Below are 14334 nucleotides of genomic sequence, written 5' to 3'. Positions count from 1 at the left end.
TTTGCCTTTTAGTTAATTGTATCTAATTGCATACTAGAACCAACAGGAATATCTTTTTCTGTTCTTATTTCATCCTCATCAGGGTCGCCACCATAAAAGTGTTTAAAACTTCTAAGATAATTATTGAAAACATCGCCTTCAACTTTAGCAAATTCGATATCATATTCAAGTAAAACATCTATTAGCCCTTTATATCTTTGGATATCGGTATAAATATCTTCAAATAAACGCTCTTGATTTTCAACTTTTAAACTACCGTAGTATGTTAAATTTTCTTGATATTTTTTAGCAACCTCTTTGAATAAACTTTGCGCCTTTTCTTTATTTCCAACTTCGTAATAAGCAGTTATGTATGGTTCTAGAAGCGTGTAATAACCAAAATATTCTACAGGCATATTATCCATTGCTATGTCTGCAATTTCTTCAGCTTTATCTAGTTTGTCTTCGTTTATTAATTTTTCTGTTAAACGCGCTAAATTACCACGATACGTAATCGAGTTTTTACGGGTTTCAACATCATGATAAATATCTGGACTACCGCTATTTCCCCAATCCCATTTTTTTACTTTTTCATACATTAAATCACTATCCACACGCCCCATATCAAAAGGATTTGCTTTATCTACAGGTGTTTTTATTGGGACTAATTTGTAACACATCCCATCTAATTGTAAATAGTCTTTCATCCAAATATAATCATCGTCGCCAAAGCTTCCACCTGTGAAATAAATAGGGCGTTTCCAATCATTGTTGGCAACGATATCCAACATCAATAATCTATTTTTATATAAAGCACCACCATCCACTTTTATATCAATGTATGGAACTATTTTATCCGCATCTTTAGGTTTTACAATCCTAGATTTTATGGCATTTTCTTTGTTTACTGGAATTCGTAAATATGGAGTAGGCATGTAAGTTGCGTTTAAATCTTGGCTTCTTACTTGAGATAAATCTACCTCTTGTTGTTGTAGTACATATTTGTATTTTGTTCTTGGATTATCGCTGGCAACAAAATCTAAAAACTGTTTTACTTCTAACGTGTCTTTAATAACGGGTTGTATAATTATGTAATCGTTTGTTCCATATTTATACAAATCATGAGATAATTGCGATGGCACAGGATCACTTTCATAAGCTTTACGCTTCATTTGGTCTATATACCAATCGGTTTGGAATAAGCTAGTATTAACCACCCGAACATCTGTTCTGTAGTTCTCAATTTCTTGAGCGTACCATAAGGCAAATGTATCATTATCACCTATGGTAAACAGAATGGCATTTTCTGCGCAAGAATCTAAATACATTTTGGCCATAGCATTCGCTGTGTATTTGCCTGATCTATCATGATCATCCCAGTTATTTGCTGCCAAAATTGTAGGTACTAATATTAAACACACGAAGGTGATGGCTGATGCTGCTAATTTTTTTGGTACGTATTTTTTTAATACTTCATAGATGGCAAAAACGCCAAAACCAATCCAAAGAGCAAACACGTAAAATGAGCCAACTACTGAGTAATCACGCTCACGAGGTTCAAATGGTCGCACATTGGTGTAAACTTGTATTGCAATGCCTGTAAAAAGGAAAAACACAAGCATAATCCAAAATAGTTTTTTGTCTTTATTGAAAAGGAAAAAGAAGCCAATTAGCCCTAAAATTAGGGGTAACAAGTAGTAGCTGTTTCTAGCTTTGTTATTTTTTACGTCTCCTGGTAAATTATCCTGAGATATTCCTAGATGCCATTCATCCAATGGTTTTATGCCGGTTATCCAGTTGCCATGATTATCATATCTACCTTGAATATCATCTTGTCTTCCAGCAAAATTCCACATAAAATACCGCCAGTACATATATCCTAATTGGTATTCAAGCATGTAAGCAATGTTACTTGCTAAGGATGGTTTTTCAATATCAATGTATTGTTTAAAACGCTTTAAAAAGTTATTGTAATCTTCATAATCAACATTTCCTTGAGCAACATCATTTTTAAAATTTGAAACTGCTGTTCGCAGTTCATTTTCCATTTGATAGTCAGGTTTTAGTTTAAAATCTAAAAACCCAGAAAACATCATATAATTTTCCGCATGTTCCGCACTCCACATTCGTGGTAAGATGGATGCATGTTTAGAGTTGTAGTTTTGTTTAGCGTTCTTATAATCGTTTACAACAACATACTCACCTTTTTCATGATTTTTTTCATATTTAGGTTTATCATCTATATAAGGGTTGTTTTCATCTAAATACGCATATTGATCAGTAAATTGAGGGCCATAAAACAAATGTGTTTCAGGGTATTGCTCTAAGTTATAATAAGCTAATAGTTCTCTAGCACTTGACGGATTATTTTCATTAATGACTACATTGGCATTGGCTCGAATTGGTAGCATAAGCCAAGTAGAAAACCCGATAATTACAAAAGTTACACAAAGAATAGCAGTATTTAAATGCACATATTCTTTTTTTCTAGTATATCTAAGTGATAAGTTGATAATTGCTATTAAAACAATACCAGCTATAATAGACCCTGAATTAAAAGGAAGGCCAACAGTATTAACAAAAAATATCTCAAAAACACTAAATATTTTCAGAATATTTGGAGCCAAAAGTTTAAAAATGAAAAGTAAAACAGCTACAGAAACTAGATTAGCTATAATGAAGTTTCTTATAGTAACAGTTTTATAATTTTTAAAATAATAAATAAGACCAATAGCAGGAATGGTTAAAAGCCCCATAAAGTGTACTCCAAATGATAAACCAATAACAAAAGCTATTAAAATAAGCCAGCGATTTCCTCTTGGTTTATCCAAGTCTTGTTCCCAACGTAAACCAAGCCAAAATAAAACAGACATTATTAAAGTTGCCATAGCATAAACTTCCGTTTCAACTGCATTAAACCAAAACGAATCAGTAAAAGCAAATGCTAAACTACCAACTAAACCACTTCCTAAAATAGCAATTGCTTTTGATTGTGATAAATCTTTACTATTTGATAGTCTTTTTAATAACATTGTAATGGTCCAAAACATGAATAAAATAGTAAAGGCACTAGAAACAGCACTCATCATATTCATCATCCATCCAATAAGTTCATTATTTCCAAAGGTGAAAATTGAGAAAAACGCACCCATCATTTGAAATAAAGGAGCTCCAGGAGGATGCCCTACTTGTAATTTTGATGCTGTTAAAATGTATTCACCAGCATCCCAAAAACTTACCGTTGGCTCTACGGTTAAACTATATGTAATAAGTGCTATTAAAAAAGTGAACCAACCCAGTAGTGTATTCCATTTTTTAAAGTTGAATTGTACCATAAAAACTATGTTTATTTGCTTTGGCGAATTTAACAATAAATACGTTACTTCAAATGTTTTTAAGTAAACGTTAAGTTTTCAAGATTATTTTTTAAAAAAATGCTTGCGAAAATAAAACTTTGTTATAAATTTGCACCCTCAATTACACATTGGCTTATGGTGTAACTGGCAACACGTCTGGTTTTGGTCCAGAAGAGTCTAGGTTCGAGCCCTAGTAAGCCAACTTAAATTGATAAACCCTAACCATATAAGTTAGGGTTTTTTATTTTTAGGGTTACCCATTGGATCGGTCTTTCCATTTTAATCTTTCGAAAAAACAAAAGGATTTTTAATGCAAGCGTTAACTCAAAAGCAATTAAATCTTAAAAGTAATTACAGGGCGTTTGGAATGGTTTACCACATCTTCACTAATACTGCCATTAAAAAAGTGAGAAATTCCTTGTCTGCCATGAGTGCTCATGCCAATTAAATCTGCATTTATAAATTGAGAAAAGTTCATGATTCCTTTTTCAATAGAAATATCGTTATATAGGTTTACACTGTAATTTTTAAAATTGTAAGAAGTAGCAAACTCTCTAATTCTTTTTTCAGCATCGCTTGTAATTAAAAATTTAGCTGGAGTAACAACCATTAGTAAATGTAATTTAGCACCAAAAGCAATAGCAAATTTTACAGCTTTATAATAGCTTGTTTTACTTTCATCTTTAAAGTCAGAGGCAAATACAAAATCAGTTACCTTAAATAATTTTTGCTCGTTTTTAATCACCAATACAGGGGTTTCAGATGTGCGAACTACTTTTTCTGTGTTGCTCCCAATAAGCATTTCTCTTAAGCCACTTGCGCCATTAGAACCCATAACAATTAAGTCGATATCATGTTTTTTACAAACATGAAAAATACCCTTAAATATTTCTTGAAAATCTACAGTTTCATTAACAATTATACCTTTAAGGTATTCTTTGTTTTTAAGTTTTTCAAATTTCTGATGGGCTAGTTTCATAAAAAAACGGCTTCAGGCATTTTGCTGTAAGAATTTAGAGCATCAATTTCTTGAAGCGGGATTTCAATCACATGAATTATATAAATTTCACAATCATGTTTTTTTGCCAATTGAGCGGCTACTTTTAAAGCATTTTCTGCTTGTTCAGAAAAATCTGTTGGGACTAATATTCTTTTCATAGGGTTGTCTTAATTTATAGTTTCGTTAATAACTTATTTGTTTGAATAAGTTTTAATTTTTCTTTGTTTTTTGACCTAATCTATTTAATTTTTTAAAACTAAGGCGTATCTAAATTTATGAAATATTCCTTTAGAAATCAATAAAATATTATATATTTGCACCGTTGAAAGGCGAATTTAAAGATATGAGGGGACAAAAAGTCCCCTCTTTTTATACTAAAAATGTTTAAAACCAAGGTTACAAATTTACTTAACACAGCATTAGAAGAAAGACAAGACTTATTTCTTATTGATTTTTCTTTACTAACTGATAATCACATTAAAGTAGTTATTGATGGTGACAATGGAGTTTTGGTTGAAGATTGTATGTTTATTAGTAGAGCCATTGAGCACAATTTAGATAGAGAAGAGGACGATTTTTCTTTAGAAGTTATGTCTGCCGGAGCTACAGCTCCATTAATTCATATAAGACAGTACAAAAAGAATATTGAAAGAACGCTTGAGGTAAAAACAACCACTAATAAATTAGAAGGAAAACTTACTAAAGCAACAGATGAAAATATTATTTTAGAGTGGAAAGTTAGAGAACCTAAGGCTGTTGGCAAAGGTAAAGTAACTATAAAAAAGGAAGCGGAAATCGCTTACCAAGATATTGTAGAAGCAAAAGTTATGATTAAATTTTAATTCAAAAAGAGTTATGGAAAATATCGCGTTAATTGAATCTTTTTCTGAATTCAAAGACGATAAGTTAATTGACAGAGTAACGTTGATGGCTATTTTAGAAGACGTTTTTAGAAGTGCCTTAAAAAAGAAATATGGTGATGATGACAATTTTGACATTATTGTAAATCCTGACAAAGGGGATTTGGAAATATGGAGAAACAGAGTGGTAGTTGCTGATGGTGAAGTAGAAGAGCCAAATCAAGAAATTTCTTTATCTGAAGCTAGAAAAATTGAGCCAGATTTTGAGGTAGGTGAAGATGTTTCAGAGGAAGTGAAGCTTATAGATTTAGGAAGACGTGCTATTTTAGCATTACGTCAAAATTTAATATCTAAAATCCATGAGCACGATAATACTATAATTTACAAGCAATTTAAAGATCTAGTTGGTGAAATTTATACAGCTGAAGTGCATCATATTCGTCATCGAGCTGTTATTTTACTAGATGATGAAGGTAATGAAGTTATTTTACCAAAAGATAAACAAATACCTTCTGATTTTTTTAGAAAAGGAGATAATGTAAGAGGTGTTATCGACAGTGTAGAGCTTAAAGGCGCTAAACCAACAATTATAATGTCCAGAAGTTCACCAAAGTTTTTAGAAAAGCTTTTTGAACAAGAGATACCAGAAGTTTTTGATGGTTTAATTACTATTAAAAATGTAGTTAGAATTCCAGGAGAAAAAGCTAAAGTTGCTGTTGATTCATACGATGATAGAATCGATCCGGTTGGTGCTTGTGTAGGAATGAAAGGTTCAAGAATACATGGTATTGTTCGTGAATTAGGAAATGAAAATATTGATGTTATCAATTACACAAATAATTTACAATTATACATTACTAGAGCTTTAAGTCCAGCAAGAGTAACTTCAATAAAAATTAATGAGGAAACTAAACGTGCTGAGGTTATTTTAAAACCAGAAGAAGTAAGTAAGGCTATTGGCAGAGGTGGTCATAACATTCGTTTAGCTGGTCAATTAACTGGCTATGAGATAGATGTATTTAGAGAAGGTGCCGAAGAAGATGTTGAATTAAGAGAGTTTTCTGATGAAATTGAATCATGGATAATTGATGAATTTAGTAAAGCTGGATTAGATACAGCTAAAAGTATTTTAGAACAAGAGGTTGAAGATTTAGTTAAAAGAACTGATTTAGAAGAAGAAACAATTAACGACGTTATTAGAATTTTAAGGGAAGAATTCGAAGAATAACATATATTTAGTATTTTAAAGGCAATTTATGGCTGAAACAATAAGATTAAATAAAGTATTACGTGAGCTTAACATCTCTTTAGATCGTGCCGTGGAATTTTTAGATTCCAAAGGTGTAGAAATAGAGAAGCGCCCAACTACGAAAATTTCTGAAGCAACTTATAAAATGCTATCAGATGAGTTCGAGACGGATGCTAATAAAAAAGTTAAATCGCAAGAAGTAAGTGAGGCTAAGCTAAAAGAAAAAGAAGATTTACGTTTAAAACGTGAACAAGAAATAGAGGCTAAGCAAAAAGTTCAAGAAGCTATAGAGAAAGCCCAACAAGAAGAAGTTGTGAAAGCAACTAAAACATTAACAGGACCTAAACAGGTAGGAAAAATTGATTTAGAACCAAAGAAAATTCAAGTTGAACCACAACCTGTAAAAGAAGAGGCTCCAAAATTTGTTGAAGAAGCTCCTAAGACAATAGAGGTTACTCCAGAACCTATTAAAGTTGAAGAAAAACCAAAGGAAGTATCAAAACCAAAATCTAAGGAAGAACAAATTTTGATAGATGGAGAGTTAATTTCTTCAGATGAAAAAGTTGAGACTAAATACAAAAAGCTAACTGGTCCTACTATAGCTGGTGATAAAATAGATTTATCTCAGTTTAATAAGCCTAAGAAAAAGAAAGAAGACAAAAAACCAGAAGCTAAACCTGGTGATGCTTCATCTGCAAATAAAAAGAAACGCCGTCGAATTAGTAAGGCTGGTGGGACTCCTCAAGATAATAACAGAGAAGCTGGTAAAAGACCAGTGGTTGGGGGTAATGACAGGTTTAAAGCTAAGCCAGCAGGATCAGGAGCGCCAGGTCAAGGGCGCAGAAATACACCTAAAGAAGAACCTAGTGAAGAGGATGTTAAAAAGCAAGTACGTGAAACTCTTGAGAAACTTCAAGGAAAATCTGCTAAAGGAAAAGGCGCTAAGTATAGAAGGGATAAACGAGACCAACACAGAGAACAATCTGAAATAGATCAGCAAATAGAAGCAGCTGAAAGCAAAATACTTAAAGTAACAGAGTTTGTAACAGCAAGTGAAGTTGCAACAATGATGGATGTTAGTGTAACTCAAATTATTTCAGCCTGTATGTCCCTTGGTATGATGGTTACCATGAACCAACGTTTAGATGCTGAAACCCTATCTATTGTTGCTGATGAATTTGGTTATCAAGTAGAATTTGTAACAGCATCAATTGAAGAATCAATAGAGATTGTAAAAGATAGACCAGAAGATTTATTGCCTCGAGCTCCGATTGTAACTGTTATGGGTCATGTAGATCATGGTAAAACATCGCTTCTAGATTACATTCGTCAAGAAAATGTAATTGCTGGCGAATCAGGTGGTATTACACAGCACATTGGTGCTTATGGTGTTGAGTTAGAAGGTGGTCAAAAAATAGCTTTTTTAGATACACCTGGTCACGAGGCCTTTACAGCAATGCGTGCACGTGGAGCCCAAGTTACTGATATTGCGATTATTGTAGCATCGGCTGACGATGACATTATGCCACAAACAAAAGAGGCAATTTCTCATGCGCAAGCTGCTGGAGTACCAATAGTTTTTGCAATCAATAAAATTGATAAACCAGATGCTAATCCAGAAAAAATTAAAGAAGGATTAGCACAAATGAATTTGTTAGTAGAAGATTGGGGAGGAAAAATTCAATCGCATGATATTTCTGCTAAGTTTGGTACAGGAGTAAAAGAATTATTAGAAAAAGTATTGCTTGAAGCCGAATTATTAGAGCTAAAAGCAAATCCAAATAAACCAGCAAAAGGGACTGTAGTTGAAGCATTCTTGGATAAAGGACGTGGTTACGTATCTACAATATTAGTCCAGGCAGGAACTTTACGTGTAGGTGATTATGTACTAGCGGGTCAGCACAGTGGAAAAGTTAAAGCTATGCATGATGAACGCGGACATGATGTTGTTAGTGCAGGACCTTCAACACCGGTGTCTATATTAGGTTTAGATGGTGCACCTCAAGCAGGTGATAAATTCAGTGTGTTTGAAGATGAGCGTGAAGCAAAACAAATAGCTGCTAAACGTGCTCAATTACAACGTGAGCAATCCGTTCGTACCCAACGTCATATTACACTTGATGAAATCGGTCGTCGAATAGCTCTAGGTGATTTCCAAGAGTTGAATATTATTCTTAAAGGAGATGTTGATGGTTCCGTTGAAGCATTAACAGATTCTTTCCAAAAATTATCAACTGAAGAAATTCAAATTAATATTTTACATAAAGGAGTAGGTGCAATTACCGAAAGTGATGTATTGTTAGCTTCGGCTTCTGATGCGATTATAGTAGGATTTAATGTAAGACCAGTTGGAAATGCAAGAATGATTGCAGATAAAGAAGAAATTGATATCAGAACGTACTCTATTATTTACGATGCAATCAATGATCTTAAAGACGCTATGGAGGGTATGTTATCTCCAGAGCTTAAAGAAGAAATTACTGGTACTGCTGAAATTAGAGAAATATTTAAAGTAACAAAAATTGGTAGTATTGCTGGTTGTATGGTTACTAACGGTAAAATATTCAGAAATTCTGGAGTGCGTTTAATTAGAGATGGTGTTGTTGTTTATACTGGAGAATTAGCTTCTTTGAAGCGATTTAAAGATGATGCTAAAGAAGTTTCAAAAGGTTATGACTGTGGTATGCAAATTAAAAATTACAATGATATCAACATAGGAGATATTATTGAAGCTTTTCATGAAGTTGAAGTTAAAAAGAAACTTAAGTAAATACCACTAAAAAATAATGCTAAAAAAAGCGACCCAAATTGGTCGCTTTTTTTATGATTAAATAATTTTTTTATTTCTTTTTAGGCTTAAAAATAAAAGCACTTGGGAATGTTTTTTTAATACGAACTAAAGCTCTATCAGCTTCTAATCGTGTTCTAAAATTACCTGTCCATACTTTAAAGTTGGGGGTTTCATATTGCATAGTTGGATGCCAATCACTAAAAGCATCTTTAAATTCATTTTCAGCATTTTGTGCCCCTACACGGTTTCCAGAATATATTTGAATCTTATACCTTTCTGAATCTTCTTCATTTTTATTCATTTCCTTTTTAAGTTCTAATAATGTAGTAATTTTTTGGTCTTGATTAATGCTAACTTTACCAGTTTGTGAAAAACTGAAAGACATGCAAAATCCTGTTAATAATAAACTTAAAATCCTTATTTTCAATTTCAATGGTTTCATATTCTAATTTAATTTATACAAATGTATACGTTATAAACTTAATTGCAGCCTATTTTATTATTTAGAATCCCTCTAAATTACCAATTAACACTTCTCTAAAATTTCTAAAATCGACTTTAAGTATTACTTTTGCGAGAGATTTTTTTAACTGTATTTTTTTCGATTATTGTATGAAAAAATCATACCAAAGTTTAGAAGTTAATTTAACCAATAATATGAGACAGGTGATTCACCGTAAATTAAGTATAAACCTTCTTCGTTTCAGCTTAATTATTTTATTATCGTTTTCAACTGCTCTTTCTGCTCAAGAAGGAGACCCAGCAAAAGGAAAGTCATTGTTTAATGCCAATTGTGCAGCGTGTCATCAATTAGATAAAAAAATGACAGGACCTGCTCTCCGAAACGTAGAAGCACGTTTAGCTGAAGCTGAAGGTTTAGACAGAGATTGGATTTATGCTTGGATAAAAAATAGCGCAGGTGTTATTAAATCAGGCGATGCTTACGCAAATAAAATTTATAACGAGTATTCTGGTGCGGCAATGACTGCTTTTCCTCAATTTTCAAATGAGGATATTGATGATATTTTAGCTTATACAGCTGAAGTAAAGGTTCCTCCTGCAGGAGATGGTGAAAATGTTCCTTTATCTCCGGTTACACCTATAGACAATGGGTTTTCTAACGATATTATTTTAGGCGCTTTGGCTATTCTGTTTATATTATTAGCAACTGGATTATATTTAGTAAATAAAACATTACGTCGATTTGCATCGGCTCAAAATATTGATTTACCTGAAGAGAGTAAAAGAACACCAATTTGGAAAGCTTTTGTTCAAAATCAATTCTTGATGATTGTTGTTGCAATCTTCTTTTTACTATCAAGTGCTTATTTTGTTTATGGTTATTTATCTCAAATTGGTGTAGATCAAGGATATCAACCAGTGCAGCCAATTCATTATTCTCATAAAATTCATGCTGGTGATAATGGTATTGATTGTAAATACTGTCACTCTTCAGCTAGAGTTAGTAAGCATTCAGGAATTCCATCTCTTAATGTTTGTATGAACTGTCATAAATCAATATATGAGTACAACGGAGAAACAACTCCGGAATATTCAAAAGAGTTTTACGATGGCGAAATCAAAAAATTATATAAAGCAGTTGGTTGGGATGATGCTGAGCAAAAATACACAGGAGAAACACAACCTGTTAAATGGGTTCGTATTCATAACTTACCAGACTTTGTTTACTTTAACCACTCACAACACGTAACGGTTGCAGGTGTAGAATGTCAAACTTGTCATGGTCCTGTTGAAGAAATGGAAGTTTTATATCAGTATTCATCTTTAACAATGGGATGGTGTATTAATTGTCATAGAGAGACTAATGTGAATGTTAAAGACAATGCTTATTACACTAAAATACACGAAGAGTTATCTAAGAAGTATGGTGTAGAAGAATTGACAGCTGCTCAAATGGGTGGTTTAGAGTGTGGAAAATGCCACTATTAATAAATTTAATAAGAAGTAATTCAATTATATAATATGTCATCAAACAAGAAATACTGGAAAAGTGTTGAAGAGCTAAACGAAAATAGCTCTATTGTTGAGGCGCTAAAACAAAACGAGTTTGTAGCAGAAATCCCTACGGATGAATTTTTAGGTGATAAAGAAAACTTAGAATCTACCTCTACAACCCGTCGCGATTTCTTAAAATATGTTGGTTTTAGTACTGCAGCTGCAACTTTAGCAGCTTGTGAAGGACCTGTTAAAAAATCAATTCCTTATATAGTGCAACCAACAGAAATTATTCCTGGTGTTGCCAATTATTATGCAACAACTATTGCTGATGGTTTTGATTTTGCAAGCGTTTTAGTAAAAACCCGAGAAGGGCGTCCGATAAAAATTGAAAATAATACCATGGCTACTACTAATGGTAGTGCAAATGCTAGGGTGAATGCTTCTGTTCTTGGATTATATGATAGTTTGAGAGTTCAAGGACCTAAAAAAGGTGGTGAATCCATTTCTTGGAGTGCTTTCGATTCAGAAACAACTAAAAAATTAACAAGTTTATCTGCTGAAAATAAAGATATTGTTTTATTTACACAAACTTTTGCAAGTCCATCTACTAGTAAATTAGTATCTGAGTTTAGTGAGAAATTTGGAAATGTTCGTCATGTAGTTTATGATGCCATTTCAGAATCTGCTGCTTTAGATGCTTATCAAGCTATGTATGGTGAACGTGCATTAGCTAATTATGATTTTTCAAAAGCGATGACAATCGTTTCTGTTGGAGCAGACTTTTTAGCTGATTGGCAAGGTGGCGGTTTCGATTCAGGTTATTCTAAAAATAGAGTTCCTGATCACGGTAAAATGTCTCGTCACATTCAGTTTGAGTCTAATATGTCTTTAACTGGTGCAAATGCAGATAAACGTGTTCCCTTAACGCCAACACAACAAAAATTAGCTTTAGCTAAATTATATAGTTTAGTTACAGGAAACAATGTTACTGTAAATGGTTTGCCTGAAAACATTGAAAATGTAATAAAAAATGCTGCTTCACAATTAAAAAAAGCAGGTAGTAATGGTTTACTAGTTACTGGCATTCAAGATGTAAATGCTCAAATAGTAGCTTTACAAATCAATGAATCTTTAGGCTCTAAAGCTTTAGATAAAGCAACACCTATAAAAATTAGACAGGGTAGTGATAAAGCGGTAGTACAGTTAATAGCTGATATGAAAGCTGGTAGAGTTGGAGCTATCATCATGAGTGGTGTTAATCCACTTTATACATTACCAAATGCTTCAGAATTTGCTGAAGGTTTAAAAAATACTGAATTATCTGTATCGTTTTCAATGAAAGTTGATGAAACATCTTCAGAAACCCAATATATAGCAGCAGTTCCTCATTATTTAGAATCCTGGGGTGATGTTGAATTGAAGAAAGGACATTATGCTTTAACACAACCAGCAATTCGTCCTTTATTTGATACAAGACAATTTCAAGAAGCTTTATTAAAATGGACAGGAAACGATGTTTCTTATCATGATTATATTAAAAATGCTTGGGGAACTACAATTTTAGGAAGCAGCTCTTTCAATAAAGCATTGCACGATGGTGTGTTTGTTGGAGAAATTGCGGTTGAAACTGAAGGTACATCAACAGAAGAAACTGAAACGCCATCATCTAATGCAGTAATTGCTCTATTAGCTTCTGCTAAATCAAATGGTGGTTTAGAGTTGACATTATATACTAAAGTGGGTATGGGAGACGGTCAACAGGCCAATAACCCATGGTTACAAGAGTTTCCAGATCCATTAACAAGAACATCATGGGATAATTACTTAACTATTTCTAAAGCTGATGCAGATGCCATTGGTTTAATGAATAAGCACGTTGCAAATGGGGCTTTAAATGGTAGTTATGCTAATGTTTCTGTAAACGGAACAACTATTAAAGTTCCTGTAATGATTCAACCAGGACAAGCAAAAGGTTCAGTTGGATTAGCATTCGGATATGGAAAAACTAAAGGTCTTAAAGAAGAAATGCAAACTGGTGTAAATGCTTATGCTTTATACCAAGAATTTAAGACTGTACAAAACGTAACTATTGAACCTGCTATTGGTGAGCATGAATTTGCTTCAGTGCAATTACATAATACGTTAATGGGTAGAGGTGATATCATTAAAGAAACTACTTTAGAGATATTTAATACGAAAGATAAAAAATATTGGAATCCTGTACCTGTTGTTTCTTTAAATCATGAGGAAGTGCCTGTTACTTCTCCTGAAGTTGATTTATGGGAAGAGTTTGATCGTTCAATTGGGCATCATTTTAACTTAGCAATCGATTTAAATGCTTGTACTGGATGTGGTGCTTGTGTGATTGCTTGTCATGCTGAAAATAATGTACCAGTTGTTGGAAAAACAGAAGTTCGTCGTAGCCGTGATATGCACTGGTTACGTATAGATAGATACTACTCATCTGAAGAATCATTTGAAGGCGATAATGATAAAAAAGATAATATTTCTGGTTTAGGAAGCTCTTTAAGTGAATTTGGTGAAATGGAAAATGCTTCTGTTAATCCACAAGTTGCTTTTCAACCAGTAATGTGTCAACATTGCAACCATGCGCCTTGTGAAACTGTTTGTCCTGTGGCTGCAACTTCTCATGGTCGTCAAGGTCAAAATCATATGGCTTATAACCGTTGTGTAGGTACTAGATATTGTGCAAACAACTGTCCATATAAAGTGCGTCGTTTTAACTGGTTCTTATATGCTGGTAATGATGAATTTGATTATCACATGAATGATGATTTAGGACGTATGGTTTTAAATCCAGATGTTGTAGTACGTTCTCGTGGTGTTATGGAAAAATGTTCTATGTGTATTCAAAAAACACAAAAAACAATTTTAGATGCTAAGCGTGACGGACGTGAAATTAAAGATGGTGAATTCCAAACAGCTTGTTCTGCTGCTTGTAGTAATGGTGCAATGAATTTTGGAGACATTAACGATAAAGAAAGTAAAGTTGCAAAACTTTTAAAAGATGATCGTATGTATCACTTATTGGAAAGTGTTGGTACTAAGCCTAATGTGCAGTACCATACAAAGGTGAGAAATACAACTGAAGCATAAATCTAATTAAAGAATCAATTATA

9 protein-coding genes and 1 tRNA gene are annotated in these 14334 nt (G+C 33.0%); 6 read left to right on the top strand and 4 right to left on the bottom strand.

The genetic code is table 11. The features are described 5' to 3' along the window. Window positions 1-8: 8 nt before the first annotated feature. Window positions 9-3314 (bottom strand): glycosyltransferase family 117 protein, encoded by a 3306-nt coding sequence (locus tag AC1XJX_RS03170; RefSeq protein WP_482002510.1) that lies wholly within the window; start codon window positions 3312-3314, stop codon window positions 9-11. Window positions 3315-3464: 150 nt separating this feature from the next. Between AC1XJX_RS03170 and AC1XJX_RS03165 the strand changes: the two genes are divergently transcribed. Next, window positions 3465-3537 (top strand) — tRNA-Gln (locus AC1XJX_RS03165). A gap of 132 nt (window positions 3538-3669) precedes the next feature. Here AC1XJX_RS03165 and AC1XJX_RS03160 read toward each other — a convergent pair. Both AC1XJX_RS03160 and AC1XJX_RS03155 read right to left on the bottom strand, forming a co-directional pair. Further along, window positions 3670-4314 carry a universal stress protein gene (locus AC1XJX_RS03160; RefSeq protein WP_482002509.1) on the bottom strand — a complete coding sequence of 215 codons (645 nt, stop codon included), beginning with the start codon at window positions 4312-4314 and terminating at the stop codon, window positions 3670-3672. Continuing rightward, window positions 4311-4493 carry a universal stress protein gene (locus AC1XJX_RS03155; RefSeq protein ID WP_482002508.1) on the bottom strand — a complete coding sequence of 61 codons (183 nt, stop codon included), beginning with the start codon at window positions 4491-4493 and terminating at the stop codon, window positions 4311-4313. Before AC1XJX_RS03155 ends, AC1XJX_RS03160 begins: the two co-directional genes overlap by 4 nt. Window positions 4494-4715: 222 nt before the next feature. Between AC1XJX_RS03155 and rimP the strand changes: the two genes are divergently transcribed. From rimP to infB, 3 genes are read left to right on the top strand one after another with little or no spacing between them, the layout of a single operon-like run. Beyond that, window positions 4716-5177 carry a ribosome assembly cofactor RimP gene (gene rimP / locus AC1XJX_RS03150; protein ID WP_482002507.1) on the top strand — a complete coding sequence of 154 codons (462 nt, stop codon included), beginning with the start codon at window positions 4716-4718 and terminating at the stop codon, window positions 5175-5177. 13 nt (window positions 5178-5190) lie between these two features. Beyond that, window positions 5191-6423, top strand: coding sequence for a transcription termination factor NusA (gene nusA, locus AC1XJX_RS03145; protein ID WP_482002506.1), 1233 nt, complete (start codon window positions 5191-5193; stop codon window positions 6421-6423). Between the two features lie 28 nt (window positions 6424-6451). Next, on the top strand, window positions 6452-9214 hold the full coding sequence (gene infB, locus AC1XJX_RS03140) for a translation initiation factor IF-2 (RefSeq protein WP_482002505.1): 2763 nt from the start codon (window positions 6452-6454) through the stop codon (window positions 9212-9214). A gap of 70 nt (window positions 9215-9284) precedes the next feature. Here infB and AC1XJX_RS03135 read toward each other — a convergent pair whose 3' ends face one another. Next, a complete protein-coding gene (locus AC1XJX_RS03135) occupies window positions 9285-9677 on the bottom strand; it encodes an SPOR domain-containing protein (protein WP_482002504.1) in 393 nt (130 codons plus the stop codon). A gap of 215 nt (window positions 9678-9892) precedes the next feature. On the opposite strand from AC1XJX_RS03135, the gene AC1XJX_RS03130 reads away from it, so the two are divergent. Together AC1XJX_RS03130 and AC1XJX_RS03125 are read left to right on the top strand one after the other, a co-directional pair. After that, complete coding sequence (locus AC1XJX_RS03130; protein ID WP_482002620.1) at window positions 9893-11185, top strand: c-type cytochrome; 1293 nt, start codon at window positions 9893-9895, stop codon at window positions 11183-11185. A 33-nt stretch (window positions 11186-11218) separates the two neighbouring features. After that, a complete protein-coding gene (locus AC1XJX_RS03125) occupies window positions 11219-14311 on the top strand; it encodes a TAT-variant-translocated molybdopterin oxidoreductase (protein WP_482002503.1) in 3093 nt (1030 codons plus the stop codon). Window positions 14312-14334: the final 23 nt, after the last annotated feature.

This window comes from Flaviramulus sp. (assembly GCF_982512915.1).
The sequence above is the reverse complement of the archived record's forward strand: the minus strand, read 5'-3'. Positions and strand labels throughout refer to the sequence as shown.

Bases quoted from the DNA above. Each gene is read 5' to 3' on its own strand.
- AC1XJX_RS03170 (WP_482002510.1), bottom strand. From the start codon at position 3,314: ATGGTACAATTCAACTTTAAAAAATGGAATACACTACTGGGTTGGTTC.
- AC1XJX_RS03160 (WP_482002509.1), bottom strand. From the start codon at position 4,314: ATGAAACTAGCCCATCAGAAATTTGAAAAACTTAAAAACAAAGAATAC.
- AC1XJX_RS03155 (WP_482002508.1), bottom strand. From the start codon at position 4,493: ATGAAAAGAATATTAGTCCCAACAGATTTTTCTGAACAAGCAGAAAAT.
- rimP (WP_482002507.1), top strand. From the start codon at position 4,716: ATGTTTAAAACCAAGGTTACAAATTTACTTAACACAGCATTAGAAGAA.
- nusA (WP_482002506.1), top strand. From the start codon at position 5,191: ATGGAAAATATCGCGTTAATTGAATCTTTTTCTGAATTCAAAGACGAT.
- infB (WP_482002505.1), top strand. From the start codon at position 6,452: ATGGCTGAAACAATAAGATTAAATAAAGTATTACGTGAGCTTAACATC.
- AC1XJX_RS03135 (WP_482002504.1), bottom strand. From the start codon at position 9,677: ATGAAACCATTGAAATTGAAAATAAGGATTTTAAGTTTATTATTAACA.
- AC1XJX_RS03130 (WP_482002620.1), top strand. From the start codon at position 9,893: ATGAGACAGGTGATTCACCGTAAATTAAGTATAAACCTTCTTCGTTTC.
- AC1XJX_RS03125 (WP_482002503.1), top strand. From the start codon at position 11,219: ATGTCATCAAACAAGAAATACTGGAAAAGTGTTGAAGAGCTAAACGAA.